Raw genomic sequence first — 18,942 nt, forward strand, 5'->3', positions numbered from 1 at the left:
GTTCGCTACAGGCTTACTTATTGTGGCAGGCTAGGCAAACCGCGCTTTGCGTATTTTCGATACGCAGGAAAGTCGTGTTGCTGGAGTGTGGATCGTGACAGCTGGCACACTCGACGAACGGCTGGTACTTGCCATTCTCGACGTCGGAACCAAGGGAACCGATACGAGCGTAGAGAATCATGTCGGTCTTTTCACGAGTACCGGTCGTTCCCGCAGTAGTATCAACCCACCAGGCACGAGCGCCGCCAATCAGGTCGTTCGCCGGGGCATTGAAATCCTTGTCGCGGCAAGCGGTTGCTGCAGTACTGGCAGCGACCGTCGAAGCACCGCCGGTGCTGATACCACCGCCGCAGTACTGAATACCGACCGGATGGTCATTGGTCAGATCCTGACTCAGATTGGCAATGAATTCGCCAGCGTTGGTCATCTTGCCGCCACTCTGACGAGCACCGGTCCAGACGCCGCCGGAGATCGCCGCGCCTGCGGCGAGATAACCGCCGGAACCCGGCTTGTTGATCATGGTATCCATGGCCTGGGTGCCGTCATGGCAGGACAGACAGGCCAGCGAAATACCCGACATATCAACCGAACCGTCGATCGTTGCCGACGTGGACGTGTTGTAAGTCGTGTAGCTGGTACCGGCTGCGACCGGCTTATTCCACAACGGCGCCTTGACAGCAGTATTCGAGGCGTGCGGCGTATGGCAGAAAACACAGATTTCAGTGGTACCTGTCGTCATGTAGTTTTCGTTTGCCGCATTGTCGGCCCCAAGGTTGTGCTTGGTGTCCTTGATGGCCGCATGCGATGCAGCGACCCCAAAGACAAGTGCAGCCCCAGCCAACAGCCTGAGCATTCGCCCGGCCAGTTGCCTGCTTCCCACAGTGTGCTTGAACATATCGTAACTCCCGACCTAAAAGTAATTGATCAAGTCCGAGCCATTCAGATTCAGCTCGCCTCGGTCCTATATGAGCAGGTTCCGTGCCACCCAAAAACACCACAAATTCCATTGTATTTTTGGAACATCTGCCAAATAACCGCCATATAACCTTGTTTTTTTTGAGGTTATTCCCAACCCTTGGAAATCCTCGTTCCCGGAGACGGGAATCAGAAATCAACGATTGGCAAGTCGCTACTGCCCCGGCACCTTGGGGCGCTTCCCAAGAAAACCAGCATCGGCCGCCAGGGCGTGAGGGCGGAAAACGTCGATCTTCTTGAACCATTGGTCGACCATATAAACCCGGCCGTCTTCATCAACATAGATACCCGACGGCAACATGTATTTTGCTGGCCCACTGCGCTCCGAACGCTCCCCGATGAACATCAGGAGATCGCCATCGGGATTGAAAATCTGGAAATTGCCAAAGGCCGCATCGACAACATAGACATTGCCCGCAGCGTCGGTGGCAATCTCTTTCGGACGGGCAAAGTTGCCCAGCTGTTTGCCCACCGAACCGAAGCTCTGCAGGTATTTGCCATCGCGGTCGAAGATCTGAACCCGGAAATTTCCACCATCCACGACATAGATCTGACCGTTCTTGCCGACTGCGGCATCGCGGGGCAGATTGAATTCACCCGGGCCGATACCCCGCTTACCGAGATCGAACAGGTGATTACCGGTGACCGTATCGAAAACGCGGACCTTGTGCTGGTCCGAGGAGACGCCACCAATATCGGTAACCAGAACCCGCTGACCGATGGAGTCGATCGTCACACTGGACAGGCGCTCGAAGATTTTCGGCCCACCGATCTTGCGAATGAACTTGCCGTCCCGCGTATAGACCATCACCGCCTTGGCGCTCGCATCGGCAACATATAGATTGCCGCTGGCATCAACGTCAATACCCAGCGGCTTGGCCAGCGGCCCCTTGTCATCGTCGCCAATCTTAAAGTACCGCCCCTCGACCACATCGAAGACCTTGACGAAACGCTCTGCCGAATCACTGACAAAAATCCTGCCCTTATGCACCGCCACCGCATAGGGTTTGGCCAAGCCCTCGGAAGTCCCTAACTCACCGGTCAAGGCTCGTTTCAGGGCAAGGTCCTGGCGTTGCGGCACGACATCGGCACTACCAAATATGGTGCGCTCGAATACAAAGCGCGGCTCGTCCGGCGGCCCCGGATAGATCAGCTGATCCGATCCCGACTCCGATTTCGGCCGCTCCTGAACCGGGGCACACCCGACCGCGAGTGCGACGCTCAACGCAAGCAGCAGCTTGCCGGAGGCTTTTTGCCATTTCATCTGGTCATTCATATCTATCAAACCTCAAGCGTTATCCATATAGCTATTTATCATGACAGGTCAGACAAAGGCGACTTCCTTCGTTATTGACGCGCAAGAATAGCTTGTTGGAGGAATGCGGATCATGGCAACTGCTGCACTCCACATAGGGAATCTCTCCCGTCTCCACCTTCCGGGCATACAAGGGAAGGTCGGCGCGCGTGCGCAGAGCGCTCACCCCGCCGGCCGACACCCACCACACGACCCGGTTATCGACCACCCCCCGACTGGGCAGACGGAACTCGTCCAAGGATTTGACTTCCTTGGCCTCCCGGGAAGGCAGATCCTCCGACTTCTTGCCCGCCAGCAACCTGGAACGCTCGTTCCCGCGCGAGAACCCCCGATAAGGAACGCCGAACGGGTGATCCGACTCTGCGGCCTGTACCGAGAATGCCTGATTGGCATCGTGACACGACAAACACGCAATCGATTGCGATCCGACCGCGAGTTTGTCGCCGAATTGCAGCCGGCCAATATCGTCGTAGAGCACAAACGAATGCGCATCGGGCAACGACGGTTGCCAGGCGGGTTGCACCCCTGCCCCACTCCGCCCGCCGAGATCGACCGCCAATTGGGGGGTATGGCAGAAAACGCAAACCTCATCGGCATCCACCGTCAGGCCTTGGCGCGCCAGGTTATGGGGCGTGGAACGGATGTCGGCCGCCCCCGTCGGAACGGCCTGAATCAGCAGTCCCGCCAGCAGCCCCCAGATCGCTCCAGTCTTGATCAAACCGAATTCCTTAAAAAAAACGCAGCCCGAAACCTCGGGCTGCGGAAAAATGGCTACCGGAGCAATTACGGGGAGGTGAGTTGCTTATCATGCCCGGCAGCCCGTCTGGAACCTATTTCGACCCATTCAACATAAAATCCAGTGCAACGTACGCTTCCGCCGCTGTCAAAGAAGCATTCCCGCCTTTAGGAGGCATCGCTCCCTTGCCCCGGAGGACAGAAACCATCAGTGCCGCAGGCCCATTCTTGGCTCGCTCGACCCAATCCTCGGGACGTCCGGGACGGGGCGCTCCGCCCACGCCATTGGCGTGGCACATGGCGCAGGACTGAACATACACCTCACGGCCATTCAGTTCGCGGATCAGCTTTCCCTTCCCGAAGGCGTCTGCGGCTGCGACATCGGCAATAACCGGCAGACCGAGCACGACCATCGAGAATAAGAGGCGACGCATGAAGGCGAAGATGAGATAGCACCGGAGAAATTTAAAATCTGGACATTCCAACACAGATGCAGAGAAGCAATACCTGTGCCACAATCCAGCATCGGCCTGGTTTTTGCTTATCAAAAACGACCAACCATCAACCCCAGCCCTCCAGTCGGAGATAGCGACGCCATGACTCGGCAAAAAATTCTTGCAAAAACACTATTCGCCCTTCTTTCCCTCGCCACCGCTTTCAGCGCGAGCGGCGGCGAGCGCCCGACCAAGGGCGGGCCGATCAAGCCCGAGGTTCTGTATCACAACTACTGCTCGGTCTGTCACGGCGACCGCGGAGATGGCAACAGCCGGGCCAAGAACAGCCTGGTGCCGCCACCCAAGGATTTCACCCGCGCCCCGGAACTGACGCGTGACACGATGCTCACCATCGTTACCCACGGCAAGCAAGGAACGGCGATGACCGGCTGGAAGTCCCAGCTTAACGACAAGGAAATCGTGGCCGTGGTGGACTACATCCGCGCCACCTTCATGCAGCTTTCCATTGACCCCAAGCTGCAACGCGGCCGCACGGTCTATGCGCAGAACTGCATGGTTTGCCATGGCGACCGTGGACAAGGATCGCCCAGCTCGGTTGGCCTGATCCCGCCCGGGATTTCTCGACGCCGCAAGCTCGTGCCGAACTGACCCGGGACCGCATGCTGAACTCGGTCACCAACGGCCGGCCGAACACTGCGATGGCGGCTTTTTCCGGGCGCCTGCCGAAATCCGACATCGAAGCCGTGGTGGACTATGTCCGGGTTGTACTGATGCTGCCCGCGACGAGCGGCATTTCCGGAACCAAGGCACACGGCGGACAAGGCTCGCAGGCATCCGAAGGCATGACCCTGCCATTCGCCAACGGCCTGACCGGCGATCCGGTCAGGGGTCAAAAGTTCTACATGGCCAACTGTGCCACCTGCCATGGCATCAAGGGTGATGGCAAAGGACCGCGCGCCTATTTCATCAATCCGAAGCCGCGCAATTTCATCGACAAGAACTTCCGTTTCGCCTTCAATCGCCCGGCTATTTACACGGCAGTCTACGATGGCCGCCTCGGCGCCGAAATGCCGGCCTGGAGCAAGGTGCTCACTGATCAGGAAATCGCCGACGTCAGTGAATTTGTCTTCCGCCGCTTCGTGCAAGGCAAGCCCGCAGCCAAATAGGTACTGAACCCCGTCAATTCATGAAGCCTTTTTTCTATTTGCTGGCAGCGCTCGCCTTTCTCCCCGCAACCGCTTCGGCAACGAACCGGGTCGAGGAAGGGCGGGCGGTTTACAACTTCCGTTGCTACTTCTGCCACGGCTACTCCGGCGATGGCAAGACACTGGCCGCCACCTATCTGACGCCGCGCCCCACCGACTTCAAGCGGGCCGATCCGGCCTACCTGAATAGCGAACGGGTGCGCGAGGTGCTCAGCCAGGGTAAGCCCGGCACCGCGATGAAACCGTTCACCGGCATTCTCAGCCAGCAGGAGATGCAAGCCGTGGCTGAATTCGTGGTCGACGAATTTGTCCGGCGCAAAGCCGACAATACGTCCTACCATACCGTAGAGAATGGCTGGCCCGAGCACGAACGCTATCGCGCAGCCTTCCCGTTTGCCAAAGGCGAGATACCGCTTTCCCGACCTTGGGAAAACCTGACGCCGGAGGAAGCCCAAGGCAAGCGTCTCTACTTGTCCAGTTGCGTCAGCTGCCACGACCGGGGCGCCCCGACTGACGACGAGATAACCTGGGACTCGCGCCCGCTCTCCTTCCCGCGCAACAACTTCTCCCTGGCCAATCCGCCCAAGGTCGATGCGACAACCAGCGCCAGTCCGTATGCCTTGCACGAAATTCCGCCCAAGGTGGCCGGCATGAATCCGCTGGAACGCCGTGGCGAACGACTCTTCCAACAGAACTGCGCGTTCTGCCATGGCGCCGACGGGACGGGCCAGAACTGGATTGGCAAGTTCATGGAACCGCACCCGCGCAACCTGCGCGACCCGGCCTTCATGACTGCCGCCACTCGCCAGAGCATCAGCCACGCCATCCGCGAAGGCTTGCCCAACACCTCGATGCCGGCCTGGAAATCAGTGCTCCGCGAGCGTGACGTGCAGTCCATCGTCGCCTATATCAATCGCGCCTTTCACCCGCTGAAAGACGAAAAAACAAAGCACTAAGCAGTTATTGGCACTCATCTTGCGTAATGAATACACCGGCGGCAAAGCCGGGGGATAAGCAGTTGCGCGAGGGGGATGAGGATGAGTGTTTGGCAAGTTGTGGCGCAGCGAGCCAGGGAGGCTGCCCACCTTACCGCGGCAGGAATCACGCTACTTTTCGTAGCGCCGGTCGGCATTTATCTCTTCCACCAGCAACACAGTACCAGCGCCGAACTCGATAATCGGGCGACCCACCACGCCGAAATCTACGGCCAGCGCATCACGAATACCCTGAGCCAGACGGTTGCCGCAGCGACTGTCCTGGCCGACAGCTTCCGCGAACAGGACATTCCCCAGCTCACGAGAACCATTGCCAGCGTTCTGAAAATTGTCGGGCCGGCGGCCATTCTCGAAATTTCGCCGGATGGCGTGGCGCCGATCGTCATCACCCGCAGCAATGGCATTCCCGGCAACCTGCCGACCCAATCGCTGCCCACCCCGGCCGTCTGGCAACATCCGGAACCGCTCGGTGAGCCGACGATCAATGTCCGCGGGAATCAGTTGGTCGTCACCCAAACCCTGGCCAACCGGTCGCCAGAGGGGCGCACCCGCTACTGGGGATCGGTCGGCATCGCCCTGCCCTTTACCGCCCTGGCCCAGATTACCCAGTTTTCCGAGCTGAACAGCGAAGGCCTGACCATCCGCGTGCAACACACGCTGAATCGGCAGATTCCCGGAACTTTGCTGTTCGATAACATCCAGGACAGCAGCACGATTGCGGCCAGCAGGGACGTCCGGCTGACTGCGGACAGCCAGCTTCACTTCGATATCGCACCCACCGCCAGCGTTCCCTACGGCACCGGCCTGGCCGCCTGGATCTACCTGATCCTCGGCAGCCTGGCCCTGTACGCGATCAACCTGCAATTGCTCAAGCGCCCGGCGTTGCTCGCCCAGGAAGTTAGGCGCCACACGCAGCTTCTCGATAACGAGAAAGGTGCACTGGAACAGGAAATCGCCGGCCGCCAGGAAGCCGAAAAAATGCTGGAACGCTCGCATCGCCTGCTCGACAGCATCTTCGAACACATTCCCGGAATGATTGTTCTGAAACGTGCCGGCGACCGGCGGATTGCCCGAATCAACCGCTCCGGCGAGCAGATTCTCGGACGCACCCGGCAGACCCTGATCGGGCGCAGCAACGATGAAATCTACGACCGCAATCTCGCCGACCGCCTCAACCAGAGCGATGACGAAGTCATCAGCAGCCTGGCGCCGCAGGAAATTCCGCTCGAGCACCTGACCATGCCGGGTCAGGCCAGCCGCTGGATCAAACTGCGCAAGACCGCCCTGCTCGGCGAAGCCGGCGACCCCGAGTACATCCTCGAATTCGGCCAGGACGTCACCGAGCAGGAACAACTCGACCTGCGCCTGCGGGAACACCTGCATTTCCTGGAACAACTGATCGATGCGATTCCCGGTCCCTTGTATTTCAAGGACACCAAAGGGCGCTTTATCGGCGTCAACAGTTCTTACGAGAAATACATCGGCGTCAAGCGCGCGGAAATCTCGGGCAAGTCGGTATTCGATATCGAGTCGCCGCCGCTGGCCTACATGCACCACCGCGCCGACATGGATCTGCTGGTCGCCGGCGGCCATCAAAGTTACGAAAGCTCGGTCAGTAACGCCAATGGCGACGAGCGTGACGTCCTCTTCCATAAAGCGGTATTCCATCAAACCGATGGCGGCGTCGGCGGAATCGTCGGCATTCTTCTCGACATCACCGAACGCAAGCAGGCCGAACAGCAGGTTGCCCAACTCAACCGCCTTCTCACGCTGCTCAGCGATGCCAACCAGGCGATCGTCCGCATCCGGGAACCCGCCCAACTGCTGACCTTTGTCGCCGAACTGCTCTGCCAGAGCGGCAAGTTCCCGATTGCCTGGGTCCATCTGACGAGCAACCAGCAGATCCTGATCGCCGACAACTGCCGGCCGCAGGAAAGCCTGATCCACGAAGTGATCGAGAGCCGACGCAGCAGCACCGGCGAGATCGCCGAAGCCCCCGTGTACTGCAACGTCGAGGACTGCTTCGAAAACCAGTTGGTGAAGCAACTCGACAATCACGGGCTGAAGGCCTATATCAACCTGCCGCTGCGCCAGCAGGGCCAGGCGATCGGCCATATCGGCATCCTCGATGTCAGTCTCGATGCCTTCAGCAGCAACGACCGGCAACTGATTGAGGACCTCGCCAACAACCTCTCCCATGCGCTCGAGAGCATGCAGGCGGAAGCTCTCCGCCAGGCCGCCGCCGAACAGCTTGAGCTGGCGGCACGGGTTTTCGAGAACAGCGCCGAAGGCATCATCATCACCGATGCAAGGAACCGCATCCTGATGGTCAACAAGACCTTCTCGGCAGTGACCGGCTATGCCCCGGACGAGGTGATCGGGAAAAATCCCAATCTGCTCAGTTCGGGTCGGCAGGAAGCGACTTTCTATCGCGAAATGTGGGAAACGCTGAGCAGCGATGGCGAATGGCGCGGCGAAATCGAGAATCGGCGCAAGAACGGCGAACTCTATCCGGAGTGGCTGAACATCAGCGTCGCCCGCCAGGCGGATGGAACGATCAGCAACTATGTGGCCGTATTCTCGGATCTGACGAAACGCAAGGAAATCGAGAACCGCCTGGTTTTCCTCTCGCACTTCGACGCCCTGACCGCACTCCCCAACCGCCTGCTCTTCCACGATCAGCTTCGCCACGCCACAGAACAAGCCCGGGCACGCCAGACCAAGGTCGCCCTGCTGACGCTCGATATTGACCGCTTCAAGATCTTCAACGACACGATGGGACATGCCGCCGGCGATCGCCTGCTGGTCGAGGCCACCGGCCGGCTGAAGGCGTGCATGGCACCCGGTGACAGTCTGTGTCGCCTGGGCGGCGACGAATTCGCCATCATCATCAACAACATCGCTGCGGCCAGCGACGCGGCCGCCATGGCCACCGCCTGCCAACGCCGATTGCGCAAACCGATCACCATCGACAATCACGAGATTCATCTCTCGGCCAGTATCGGCATCAGCCTCTTCCCGGACGACGCCGACACCTTCGAAGGGCTGATCAGCAGCGCCGACTCGGCCATGTATGTGGCGATCGAGCAGGGCGGCAACGCTTTCCGCTTCTTCCAGCAGGAAATGAATGCCCGGTCGGCGGAGCGCATGCGCATCGAAAGCCGGCTGCACCACGCACTCGATCGCGGCGAACTATCGGTCTTCTTCCAGCCGTTGATCTGCGCGAAAAGCGGCCGGATTGCCGGTGCCGAGGCGCTGCTGCGCTGGCATTCCGACGAGTTGGGAACGGTCAGCCCGGCGGTCTTCATTCCGCTGATGGAAGAAACCCAGTTGATCCGTCCGATCGGTCAGTGGGTACTCAGAAAGGCCTGCGAGGAAAACCAGCGTTGGCGCAAACAGACCGGCGAAGAGCTGTTCGTCGCGGTCAATCTCTCGGCCGTCCAGCTCGCCGACGACAAGCTGATCGACGATATCCGGAAAATCCTCAACGACACCAACTTCGAGCCGCGCTATCTGGAAATCGAACTGACCGAAAGCGCCGTCATGCACGACAGCGAACTGGGCATCCGCACCCTGAATCAGATCAAGGAACTCGGCATCAACCTCTCGATCGACGACTTCGGCACCGGTTACTCCAGCCTGAGCTATCTCAAGCAATTCCCGCTCGACACCCTGAAGATTGACCGCAGCTTCGTGATGGATGCCGTCGGCGACGACAATGCGAGCGCCATCATCAAGGCCATCGTCGCCATGGGCCACACCCTGGGCTTCCAAATCATTGCCGAAGGCGTCGAAGACCTCGAGCAAGTGAGCCTGCTGCGCGAGGTTTCCGTCGACATCCTGCAGGGTTACTACTTTTCCCGCCCGCTGCCGGCGAGTCAGTTCGAAGAACTGCTGCGCCGCACCCCCCGCTTCACCCTGCCCAAGCCCTGTGTCGAAATCACTCTGGCCAGCCCGCCGATCCCGCTGGCTGGCCGGCGAAACTGAGCCTGGTACCAGCAGTTGCCTCCATGGTACTAGCGCCAGCCTTTGCCTTCACGGTATCAGTCCGCCTCCGACGCCCGGACCAGCAGCAGGAACTGGGCGGCACCTGCAGCCAGCGCCGCGATCAGGACCAGTCCCAAAACGAGCATCCGCTCGAACGACGAAATCCAGCCCGCCGTCGGGACCAGTGACAGCAACCAGTTGTTGTTGGGGAGGCCGATCCGCACCACGATCGAGTCATCGGTCACCGCCTTGCCTTGCCGGGCGAAAGCCTTGCACTCGCTCCCGCCCAGGGGAACGCGGCACAGGCTGTAGTCGTAACCGGCCCGTTCAAGTTCCATCTCGCCGGCGATGGCCAACAGTTCCGGAACGTTGATCACGGCAATGGAAAAACCCCAGAAGCTGCTCTTGCCCTTCACGCCGCGCACGAAGATGGGATAACGGGCGACCGCCCCCACCCCCCCCTGCTTCAGTTCAAATGGACCGGCCAAGGTCATTTGGCGCTTGACCAGGGCGGCATGGGCTTCCTTGTTGCGCTCCCTGTCCTTGAGCAGGTCATGGCCGAGAATCGTTTCGTTGCCGTCCAGCGGATAGACCGTCGTTACCACCCCGCCGGGGGCCAGCTCCAGAGCGCGAATCAGGGGAAACTCGTAGATCAGTTCGGCTGCCGCCGCGTCGAAGTTCGGCACCCCGCCGGGACTCCGCTGAACCATGGTGGCGAGCATGAAAACCGGGCCCACCGTTTCATGGAATCGTTCGACCACCCGCAGGGCAAAGCTCTGGCCAAGGACGCTGGCCGCATGCTGCCTGACCTCCTTGAGATTGAGCAGGTAAGACCAGCCAAAACCTCCGAAAACGATGAGTCCAAGCAGCGTAACGACGACGGCGGTACGCCGGGCGAGCGATCGAACTTGCGTCATGGCCCCTCTCCCCTCTCCTTGGCATGCTAACCACCAACAGTAGCGGCTGGCACGAAGCGTGCGTTATTACTTAGGTAATAAATTATGCCTCATTTTTGTATCGAAATCCTTGGAAAGCCCTCAAATGCAGTTCCGTCTGGTGCGTCACTTTACCCTGACCAGCCTCGCATTCATCATTGCGGCCGGGGCGGCATTGGGCCTTTACTACCGGGAAATAGCCCTTTCCCGGATGTTGCAACAGCAGGAATCGAACAACGTAAACCTCACCCGCGTATTTGCCAATACGCTCTGGCAGCGTCATTTCTCGGAGCTTCTGAAAGATTCCGCGCTGCGCACCTCGACAGAATTGAAACTGCTTTCTCAAATTCCGGAAATTCACCGCGATGTCCAGGCCCTGATGCGGGGCAGCTCGACATACAAAATCAAGGTCTACGATCTGCGCGGGCGCACCATTTACTCGTCCGAGCTGGCACAAATCGGCGAAGACAAGCGCAACAACCCGGGGTTTCTCGGCGCGCTCGAAGGCCTTACCCGTACGGAGCTGGTGCACAAGGAAAAGTTCAGTGCCTTCGAACAGGTCGTTGAAAACCGCGACCTGATTCAAAGCTACATTCCGCAATATGAGGAGGGCAGCAGCGAACTGGCCGGCGTCTTCGAAATCTACTCGGATGCCACCCCTTTTCTGGCCGAAATTCGCGAAACAGAAATCCGCCTCGCCACCCTGATCGCCGGAGCCATGGGCGCCTTGTTTTCGGCGCTCTATTTCATCGTCCACCGTGCCGACCGCATCATCCGACAACAGGCCGACGAGAAGAAGCTGTCGCAACAACAGTTGGCGCAAGCCGAAAAAATGGCCTCACTGGGTCAACTGGTGGCTGGTGTTTCACACCAGTTGAATACCCCGATCGCCTTCTCGCACAACAATATCCTTCTGGCCATCGCAGCCCTGAAAGAACTCGCCCAACCACTGGCGCTTGCCAGCCATGTTGCCCAGCTGGCGACCAAACTACCGGCCGGTCACGATCGCCTCGAACTGGAACTCGGCGCCTTCCGGCACAGCATTCCGACGATGACCATCGCCACGGAAGAGGTGCTCCAGGAGATCGGCCACATGCTAGGCGATATTCAGGGCGGCCTCGAGCAAATGCGTGAACTGGTCGACAACCTCAGGAATTTCACCCATCTGGACCGCAGCAAGGTGGTCCGCACCGACATCAACGAAACCTTGAAAACGGTGATCTATATCGCCCGCAGTTCGATCCCCTCGGGCATACGAATCGTCGAGCAATGGGGTGACATCCCGGCGATTGCCTGCAACCCGTCGCAACTGAACCAGGTTTTCCTGAATCTGATCACCAATGCCGCCCAGGCCATTGCGGAGCAAGGCGAGATCCGCATTCGAACGGCGCTTTCCGGTAACCAGGTGGTCATTGAAGTATCCGACGACGGTACCGGCATCCCCGATCACGTCTTGCCCCATATTTTCGAAACTTATTTCACCACCAAGCCCAAGGGTGAGGGAACTGGGTTGGGCCTCGCCATCGCCCAGGATATCGTCCGCAACCATGGCGGCAACATTTCCGTCACCCCCGGAGCGGGTCAGGGAGCGCGCTTTACCGTCACACTGCCGGTCAATGCCCCCGACACCGTGAGGGGATGCTAATTAATTCGCCGCCAAGCAAGGCCATCCACATGTCTGCCACATCGCTATCCATCACCATGCCGACGAGCCGTCTAGCTCCGAAAGGACGGGTACTCTGTGTCGATGACGAACCCTGTATCCTGCGCGCCCTCTCCTGGCTGCTGAAAAAGGAATTTCACGTCGTCACCGCGCAGAGCGCTCACGAAGCTCTGGAACTGATCCGTACCGGCGAATTCGATGTCGTGATCAGCGACCAGCGGATGCCGGAAATGAGCGGCGTCGACTTTCTGAACGAGGTCAAGACGCTGACCCCGCGAGCCATCCGCATCCTGCTGACCGGGTATTCCGATTTGCAGTCGGCGATTCGTTCGGTCAACGAGTCGGAAATTTTCCGCTTTGTCACCAAGCCGTGGGATGTCGAAGAGCTGCCCTCGATCGTGGCGCAAGCGGTCGCCATCGCGAAGAGCCAGGCTCTCACCCCTCCGGTGCCGTCGACCAATGAAATGCCGGCCGACCGTTCGGCCAAAATCCTGGTTCTCGACGATGACGAGGCGATTCATTCGGCCGTCGAGATGAGCGCCGGCGACCTCGCTGAAGTGATCCACGTCACCAGTCCGGTCGATGCCTTCAAGGCGCTGCAGAATGACGATATCGGCGTCATCCTCGCCGCGCGCAAACTCGGCTCGATGGACCTTACCCACCTGCTCTGCCTGCTCAAGCGTCAACATCCGCAGATCGTCAGCATCGTCCTGACCGAAACCTCGGACACCGCGCTGGTTTCCCAACTGATCAACCAGGGCCAGATTTTCCGCCTGATCGCCAAACCGGTGAAAGCCGGGGCACTGCGTCTTGCCCTGAAGTCTGCCCTGAGCAAACGCAACGAATTGCTGGACGACCCACTACAGGCGGCGCGTTATCAGGTGGAACCCCTTGAAGAAGACGCCGAGCGGCTGTTGCAGGACCAACTGGCCGGCCGTGCGTCGCTTGCCACGCCCCCCGTTGCGCCAGGCACTGCTCCGACCAGGAACAAGCCGGTGACGGGGTTTGTCGGCCAGTTCATGCGCCGACTGTTCAGGGGCTAGATCATTCGACCGCTCACCTTCAACGCATTGCAAGCCGGAGGAATGCGGCTTGCCTGCAGGCTCGGCCTGAGTATGGCCGTACTCGCTGGTGCCGGGCAATCGGCCGCCGAGACGCTCCAGCTTGCTTTCCTGCGTCCGGCCGCCAGCGAGGCCCCAAGCTCAGCACCGACCGCGGACGGCGTAGCGGAGCGCGGCAACCAGCCCGTGGCGCGACGGGCGATCGACAATGTTCGCCTGCTCGACGAAAACAACCCCGACTATGGCCGACTGCAAACCATCGACGAGGCAACCCGCCAACTGCCCTATGACGCCAACGGTTTCCCGGACTGGATGCGCGCGCTCAAGGCCGGGCTCATCACTCCGCGTAGCGGCCTGACCGGGAACGAGAAGATGGAAGTCCTCGACCTCGACATCATCATGCGCAATACCAAGGAAATGCCGCACGTCCGCTTCCCGCACCGCTCGCACACCTTGTGGCTGGCGTGCTCGAATTGCCACCCGGATCCATTCAAGCCGCTGACGGGAAGTACCAATATACGGATGGCCGACATTTTCCGCGGCGAGTATTGCGGCAAGTGCCATGACCGCGTTGCCTTCATCACCTTTTTTTCCTGCGACCGTTGCCACAGCGTTCCCCAGACCGTCAGCCTGCCGGCCAAGGGCGGGAGCAAGAACTAGTAGTTTAGTACCGCAAAGGCACTACTGCCTTTGCGGTACTCGGCCGGGCGGCCGGCTCCCCGGTCAGCCCGTGGTTTTTTGGCCGCTATCGGGCAACGGCAGGGCGAACAAGTAGCCTTGGGCGCGGTTGCATTCGAAGCCATGGAGCAGCGTCAGTTGCTCCAGACTCTCCACCCCCTCGGCGACCGCCCGCAAACCAAGCGCGGCGGCCAAGCCAAAGACTGCGGTCAGCAAGGACTGGTCCTTGCCTTGGTTGAGATATTCCCGAATCAGACTGCGGTCTACCTTGATGGCATGGATCGGCATCTGGTGCAGCGCACTCAGACTGGAATAACCGGTTCCGAAATTGCCGATGCTCAGCATCACACCGAGATCGGCCAGAGCGCCGAACATGCGCTGCGAATACTCGGCATCCTGCATCACCAGCGTCTCCGCCACCTCGAGTTCGAGCAATGACGGCGACAGGCCGGCACGGCGCAGGATGTCGCGGACGACATCGGCCAGATCGGGGCGCTTGAATTCGCTGGCCGAAAGGTTAACCGCCACGGTCACTGCCTGGTTCTCCAACTGCCACAGTCGGGCCTGAATACAGGCGGTTTCGAGAACCCATTCGCCAATCTTCTTCATCAGGTCGACCTCTTCGGCCAGTCCAATGAACTCTTCCGGCAACAGCAGCTGACCATCCGGCATCTGCCAGCGGATCAGCGCCTCTTTGCCATGCACGGTGCCGCTCTGCAGATCCATGATCGGCTGGTAGTGGAGCACGAACTCGCGATTGATGAAGGCGTCCTTGAGCCGGGTCTCAAGTTCGACCCGCCGCGACGGCGCTCCGAGTAGTTCGGACGAGAAGAAACAGCGCCCGGCCCGCCCTGCCCCCTTGACATGGTACATGGCGGCGTCGGCGCACTTCATCAGCGTCTCGACATCCCGGCCATCCCGGGGATACATGCTGATGCCGATGCTCGTCGACACGACCCGGTCTTCCGCCCCCAGGCGAATCGGCTCGCGCATGGCGGCCAGTATCTTTTCCGCCACCAGTTCGGCATCCGATTCCTGGGTGATTCCCGGCAACAGCACCGTGAATTCGTCGCCCCCCAGGCGGGCCACGGTATCGGCCGAGCGGACGCAGCGCTTCAGACGATTGGCCACTTCCTTGAGTAAATAATCCCCGACGTCATGACCCAGCGTGTCGTTGACCTGCTTGAACTTGTCCAGATCCAGGAACATCACGGCCGGCGTCCGAACCTTGTAACGTTTGGCCTGAGCCAGCGCCTGTTCCAGACGGTCCTTGAAAAGCAGCCGGTTGGGCAGGCCGGTCAAGGCATCGTGGAAGGCCTGGAAGGTGATCATTTCCTCCCGTTCCTTGCGCTCGGTGATGTCCGAGAAAATCGCCACATAGTGCTCGACGTCGCCGCGCCGATTCCGAACCGCGCTCACATTCAGCCATTCGGCATAGACCGAACCGTTCTTGCGCTGATTCCAGATTTCCCCCGCCACTCGCCATCCCGCTGCAGCGCCGTCCAGAAGTTCGCATAAAAGTCCGCATCCTGCCGGCCCGACTTGAGGATGGCCGGGGTCTTCCCGATCACTTCCTCAGCCGTATAACCCGTCGTATCGGAAAAGGCCTTGTTGACCAGCTGGATCCGCGATTTCGCGTCGGTGACGGTAATCCCTTCCAGTGAGTTTTCGAACACGATTCGCGACAGACGCTGCTGCTGCAACAGTTCGCCGGTTTTTTCCATAACCTGGTTGAAGGCCACCGTTGCCGCGCCCACCTCATCGCGACGGAGTACCGGCAGCAGTTTGGCGTCCTCGATATCGCCATCGGCAATCCGGCTCAGGCCCGCCGTCATTTCGTCGAGCGGACGGGTCACCATGCGGGAGATGAAGAACCAGATGAACAACGCCAGCGGAATACACAGCGCCAGGCCGGCAAAGATGGCGCGAATCCCGAAGCTGCGCGTCGTTTCGCCGGCCCGGACCAGGGATACTTCCATGCTGACCGCGCCGAGCACGGTATTGGGCGGCACTTCGTGGCAGAACAGGCAGTTCTTCCCGAGATAGTTTTCGGTCGCCCGCACCGGAATGATGGCCTTCAGCCGGTCCCTGCCATCCTGGCTGGTGACCACGTCGAAATAGGATTCGCCGGTCACCAGGACCTTGGTCTCCAGGGCATCCGACGGGGTTTCGCCGTCGAAGCCCAAGCCGAACTGATTGACCACTGCATCGCTACGAAAAACCTTGAGCGATTCGATATGGTTGGTTTCCTTGATCTGGTCGAGAAAAATGGTCCGCAAACCAATCGTTCCGGTGATCATCATTCCGGTAAGGCCGGCAAGCGTCATCTGATGGACGCTCATCGCAAAATCCTTGGACTGTTCGATGGCCAGATTCTTCTGTTCCAGCGTCGCCCAGTGGATCAGGCCAGCGCCTGAGGCCATGACCGCCAGAAGAATCGAAATGACCAGCCGAACCCAAATCTTCGCGTTTTTCATATTTTTAAGTTGTCCCGCAACCGTGCAAACCCGGCACCTGCGTCGATGATGCATTGCGAAGCCACGAAATGGCAACCCGGAATTGAAATTCTCAAGCGCCCACAGAACTGGCCCATTGTTTGCTATTCTAAGCCCGGTGCGCGACTGGACTTTGCTGTCAGGTCTGCACATCCTGAAGATTAGGCCCAAGCTGACTCGGGCCTTCTAATCGTTTCCCGTCCCGAGTTCGGGGCCTAGCCAAGAGGAGTTAATTCACATGAACCTTTCCCGTCGGAAAATGCTGAAAATCGGTGGTCTTTCTCTAGCCATGATCCCGGTTGTTGCCATGGCTGCAAAAAATGATGGCATGCGCGCCTCCATGAAGTACAAAGACAGCCCGGAAGGCGACAAGAGCTGCTCGAACTGCGTCCAATTCGTTGCCCCCAACGGCTGCAAGATTTTCCCGGGAGATACCGAGATCTCCGCCAAGGGCTACTGCGTGGCCTGGGCCAAGAAGGCCTGAGCTTCACACAGCAAAATACAAAGGCACTTCGGTGCCTTTTTTATTGCCTGCTCGTCGGGCCGAAGCCGGCAATCCCCCCTCCCGGTTTCGCAATCAAGAGAAACCACATAAGAAAATTCTCAATAACGAGATGAGTGTTCCGACACCTTCGACCAAACCAAAACGATTGCAGCCAAATGTTTCCCCGGCGCCAAGACCTGCTGCTTGGCATTGTTAGTGCTTTTAATTCGGTACCGTTGAGTTTCCTGATAGCGACAAGACGCTTTCGAGAACGGCAATTTGAGGGTATCCATTGTGAAAAGTGCACTTCTGTATACGCGCGAGAGATCGATCCAGCCCGAACCCACCGGCGCCCTCGGCGCTGACGGCCCGCAGAGCCATGCCCACATCGACACGCCGCTGCCGTTGATCAACCTCGACCTCGATCAGGTCGAACCTGGGGCTGGCCGCCATAAGGGTCCGCCAGCCGCCGTCCTCTTCCCGGCTCACGAGACCAAGGCCGCCATCGAGTCGATGCCCCACTTGGAAAGCCGCGTCGTCGGCCTGTGGCGAACCCGGGATCTGAACACCTTCATTTTCGACCTCTTACTCGACTCCCGCGATGGCACCCGGAAAGGTTTTCCGGCGGCGGTGGCCAAGGAGTTGCTGCTACTGGCCAAGATCAATCTCCAGTTGCGTGCCGAGGATGCCGCGCCGTTGCTCGGCGTCAGCATCGAGGATGCCGCCGACCTGATCGCCAAGGGCGACCAGGTCGCACTGGGCCATGCCATGGCAACGCATGATGTATGGGGCGTCAACGTTAGCCCGGTCGACAAGTTCGGCCACCCGACGCGGACGGCCGCCAATCCGAATCCGCGAGTCCCCGAAGCTCACCTGAACCCGGTATCCGACATCCTGCGCAACCGGATGCGCCCGAAATCCTCCCCGGCACATGGCGGGCTGGCCTTGCTGCTCAACGAAAGCCCGCCGACCCCGCCCTCCGTCCGCCTCGACCTGACCGCCCCGAAAGCGCTGCGCAGCTCCCGGGGGACGCATCACCAGGGGGGTGTCATGGACCAGGGATTCTTCCGCTGCATCGTCAAGGAACTCAGCGGGCTGAAGATCGGCCAGCTGGTTCTTTCCGACCTGGGCGATTCGGAGAAATGCAACTGGCTGCCCAGCGCCATCCGCTTCGCCAAAGTCGGCTGCAGTTTCCGCCAAGTCGTCCTCCAGGTCGACCTGCTGACCGCCCCCGAGCAGCAACTCATCGATTGCATCAATTCCGGCCTCAACCATCTGGTCATCAACCTGAATCTGGCCAGCGGCAAGTGGCGGGCCAAGGCCGAGGCGGTCGCCGAATCCGATCCGAACTACTTCCGGCGGGAAATCCAGCGCCTGGTCAGAAACCGTGACGAACTCGCCGCCCGCACCGGACATCACTGCGCGATCTCGATCATCCAGCCGCATCGCAAGAGCAGCCACTATCTCAAGGAAGAATTCCGCAATCTGTCCGGCGAACCAGGCCTCACCGACTTCCAGGAAGTCACGCTGCCCGACGCCATCGCGGAAAACCAGGCCGAATTCCATGGTGCCTGCCATTGTTGGGCGCCCTTCATCGAGGCCCACATCCGGACCAATGGCCACATGGTGGCCTGCGCCCAGGATCACTCGGGATACTCGTTCACCGCCGACCTGAAGCACACGACATTCTCGGAAGCCTGGCACAGCGAGGCCTTCCGGATGACCCGGCAACGCGTTCTGCATGGGGAAAAGCCGGGAAGACTGTGCGACGTCTGCCCGCACAAGGCGAACAAGAACTAGGGCGCAGCCTGCCCGCCCGAGCACCTCCCGATCGGGGAACGCCCCTTCCCTGCCGGGGCTTTGGCGCCGCAGCATGCGCCAAAGCCGGGAAACCATTTTCATCAATTACCACGAACAAGGCTCCACCATGTTGCAAAACGACCTTCATGCAATTCACGC

Annotated in this window: 16 protein-coding genes; 9 read left to right on the plus strand and 7 right to left on the minus strand. The window is 59.7% G+C overall.

Features of this window, described 5'->3' with window-relative positions:
* Positions 1 to 13: 13 nt before the first annotated feature.
* From NQE15_RS18645 to NQE15_RS18660, 4 genes are all read right to left on the minus strand, one after another.
* Positions 14 to 895 (minus strand): cytochrome c3 family protein, encoded by an 882-nt coding sequence (locus NQE15_RS18645; protein ID WP_265943542.1) that lies wholly within the window; start codon positions 893 to 895, stop codon positions 14 to 16.
* Between the two features lie 234 nt (positions 896 to 1,129).
* Entirely contained in the window at positions 1,130 to 2,239 is a 1,110-nt protein-coding gene (locus tag NQE15_RS18650; RefSeq protein WP_265943544.1) for a 6-bladed beta-propeller, read from the minus strand.
* A gap of 43 nt (positions 2,240 to 2,282) precedes the next feature.
* Positions 2,283 to 3,008: a cytochrome c3 family protein gene (locus NQE15_RS18655; protein ID WP_265943547.1), complete on the minus strand. Its 726-nt coding sequence runs from the start codon at positions 3,006 to 3,008 to the stop codon at positions 2,283 to 2,285.
* Positions 3,009 to 3,120: 112 nt separating this feature from the next.
* Positions 3,121 to 3,633 carry a c-type cytochrome gene (locus NQE15_RS18660; RefSeq protein ID WP_265943549.1) on the minus strand — a complete coding sequence of 171 codons (513 nt, stop codon included), beginning with the start codon at positions 3,631 to 3,633 and terminating at the stop codon, positions 3,121 to 3,123.
* On the opposite strand from NQE15_RS18660, the gene NQE15_RS18665 reads away from it, so the two are divergent.
* The 4 genes from NQE15_RS18665 to NQE15_RS18680 all read left to right on the plus strand — a co-directional run bounded on the left by NQE15_RS18665 (position 3,622) and on the right by NQE15_RS18680 (position 9,667).
* Positions 3,622 to 4,128 (plus strand): c-type cytochrome, encoded by a 507-nt coding sequence (locus tag NQE15_RS18665; RefSeq protein WP_265943551.1) that lies wholly within the window; start codon positions 3,622 to 3,624, stop codon positions 4,126 to 4,128. The two genes, NQE15_RS18660 and NQE15_RS18665, sit on opposite strands and share 12 nt — an antisense overlap.
* 11 nt (positions 4,129 to 4,139) lie before the next feature.
* Complete coding sequence (locus tag NQE15_RS18670; RefSeq protein ID WP_265943553.1) at positions 4,140 to 4,646, plus strand: c-type cytochrome; 507 nt, start codon at positions 4,140 to 4,142, stop codon at positions 4,644 to 4,646.
* A gap of 20 nt (positions 4,647 to 4,666) precedes the next feature.
* The gene (locus tag NQE15_RS18675) at positions 4,667 to 5,641 is read left to right on the plus strand and encodes a c-type cytochrome (protein WP_265943581.1); all 975 of its coding nucleotides are present in this window, start codon (positions 4,667 to 4,669) and stop codon (positions 5,639 to 5,641) included.
* An 81-nt stretch (positions 5,642 to 5,722) separates the two neighbouring features.
* Positions 5,723 to 9,667 carry an EAL domain-containing protein gene (locus tag NQE15_RS18680; protein ID WP_265943583.1) on the plus strand — a complete coding sequence of 1,315 codons (3,945 nt, stop codon included), beginning with the start codon at positions 5,723 to 5,725 and terminating at the stop codon, positions 9,665 to 9,667.
* Between the two features lie 56 nt (positions 9,668 to 9,723).
* On the opposite strand, the gene NQE15_RS18685 is transcribed toward NQE15_RS18680, so the two are convergent.
* Positions 9,724 to 10,584, minus strand: a complete 861-nt coding sequence (locus tag NQE15_RS18685; RefSeq protein WP_265943585.1) for a CHASE domain-containing protein — start codon at positions 10,582 to 10,584, stop codon at positions 9,724 to 9,726.
* 124 nt (positions 10,585 to 10,708) lie between these two features.
* On the opposite strand from NQE15_RS18685, the gene NQE15_RS18690 reads away from it, so the two are divergent.
* The 3 genes from NQE15_RS18690 to NQE15_RS18700 all read left to right on the plus strand — a co-directional run bounded on the left by NQE15_RS18690 (position 10,709) and on the right by NQE15_RS18700 (position 13,986).
* Entirely contained in the window at positions 10,709 to 12,247 is a 1,539-nt protein-coding gene (locus NQE15_RS18690) for a sensor histidine kinase (RefSeq protein ID WP_265943587.1), read from the plus strand.
* 29 nt (positions 12,248 to 12,276) lie between these two features.
* Entirely contained in the window at positions 12,277 to 13,308 is a 1,032-nt protein-coding gene (locus NQE15_RS18695; RefSeq protein WP_265943589.1) for a response regulator, read from the plus strand.
* 72 nt (positions 13,309 to 13,380) lie between these two features.
* A complete protein-coding gene (locus NQE15_RS18700; protein ID WP_265943591.1) occupies positions 13,381 to 13,986 on the plus strand; it encodes a c(7)-type cytochrome triheme domain-containing protein in 606 nt (201 codons plus the stop codon).
* Positions 13,987 to 14,049: 63 nt separating this feature from the next.
* On the opposite strand, the gene NQE15_RS18705 is transcribed toward NQE15_RS18700, so the two are convergent.
* The gene (locus tag NQE15_RS18705) at positions 14,050 to 15,483 is read right to left on the minus strand and encodes a putative bifunctional diguanylate cyclase/phosphodiesterase (protein WP_265943593.1); all 1,434 of its coding nucleotides are present in this window, start codon (positions 15,481 to 15,483) and stop codon (positions 14,050 to 14,052) included.
* Positions 15,426 to 16,481, minus strand: a complete 1,056-nt coding sequence (locus tag NQE15_RS18710; RefSeq protein WP_265943595.1) for a PAS domain S-box protein — start codon at positions 16,479 to 16,481, stop codon at positions 15,426 to 15,428. Before NQE15_RS18710 ends, NQE15_RS18705 begins: the two co-directional genes overlap by 58 nt.
* Before the next feature lie 256 nt (positions 16,482 to 16,737).
* On the opposite strand from NQE15_RS18710, the gene NQE15_RS18715 reads away from it, so the two are divergent.
* Both NQE15_RS18715 and NQE15_RS18720 read left to right on the plus strand, forming a co-directional pair.
* The gene (locus NQE15_RS18715) at positions 16,738 to 16,983 is read left to right on the plus strand and encodes a high-potential iron-sulfur protein (RefSeq protein WP_265943597.1); all 246 of its coding nucleotides are present in this window, start codon (positions 16,738 to 16,740) and stop codon (positions 16,981 to 16,983) included.
* A gap of 294 nt (positions 16,984 to 17,277) precedes the next feature.
* A complete protein-coding gene (locus tag NQE15_RS18720) occupies positions 17,278 to 18,783 on the plus strand; it encodes an SPASM domain-containing protein (RefSeq protein ID WP_265943599.1) in 1,506 nt (501 codons plus the stop codon).
* The last annotated feature ends 159 nt before the right edge of the window (positions 18,784 to 18,942 follow it).

It is taken from the genome of Dechloromonas sp. A34, from assembly GCF_026261605.1.
In the GTDB taxonomy this organism is placed as follows: Bacteria; Pseudomonadota; Gammaproteobacteria; order Burkholderiales; family Rhodocyclaceae; genus Azonexus.

What these genes read in the sequence shown, in the direction of transcription:
- NQE15_RS18715 (WP_265943597.1), top strand. Translation starts at nt 16,738, where the DNA reads ATGAACCTTTCCCGTCGGAAAATGCTGAAAATCGGTGGTCTTTCTCTA.
- NQE15_RS18665 (WP_265943551.1), top strand. Translation starts at nt 3,622, where the DNA reads ATGACTCGGCAAAAAATTCTTGCAAAAACACTATTCGCCCTTCTTTCC.
- NQE15_RS18695 (WP_265943589.1), top strand. Translation starts at nt 12,277, where the DNA reads ATGTCTGCCACATCGCTATCCATCACCATGCCGACGAGCCGTCTAGCT.
- NQE15_RS18670 (WP_265943553.1), top strand. Translation starts at nt 4,140, where the DNA reads ATGCTGAACTCGGTCACCAACGGCCGGCCGAACACTGCGATGGCGGCT.
- NQE15_RS18680 (WP_265943583.1), top strand. Translation starts at nt 5,723, where the DNA reads ATGAGTGTTTGGCAAGTTGTGGCGCAGCGAGCCAGGGAGGCTGCCCAC.
- NQE15_RS18685 (WP_265943585.1), bottom strand. Translation starts at nt 10,584, where the DNA reads ATGACGCAAGTTCGATCGCTCGCCCGGCGTACCGCCGTCGTCGTTACG.
- NQE15_RS18710 (WP_265943595.1), bottom strand. Translation starts at nt 16,481, where the DNA reads ATGAAAAACGCGAAGATTTGGGTTCGGCTGGTCATTTCGATTCTTCTG.
- NQE15_RS18700 (WP_265943591.1), top strand. Translation starts at nt 13,381, where the DNA reads ATGGCCGTACTCGCTGGTGCCGGGCAATCGGCCGCCGAGACGCTCCAG.
- NQE15_RS18650 (WP_265943544.1), bottom strand. Translation starts at nt 2,239, where the DNA reads ATGAAATGGCAAAAAGCCTCCGGCAAGCTGCTGCTTGCGTTGAGCGTC.
- NQE15_RS18645 (WP_265943542.1), bottom strand. Translation starts at nt 895, where the DNA reads ATGTTCAAGCACACTGTGGGAAGCAGGCAACTGGCCGGGCGAATGCTC.
- NQE15_RS18690 (WP_265943587.1), top strand. Translation starts at nt 10,709, where the DNA reads ATGCAGTTCCGTCTGGTGCGTCACTTTACCCTGACCAGCCTCGCATTC.
- NQE15_RS18675 (WP_265943581.1), top strand. Translation starts at nt 4,667, where the DNA reads ATGAAGCCTTTTTTCTATTTGCTGGCAGCGCTCGCCTTTCTCCCCGCA.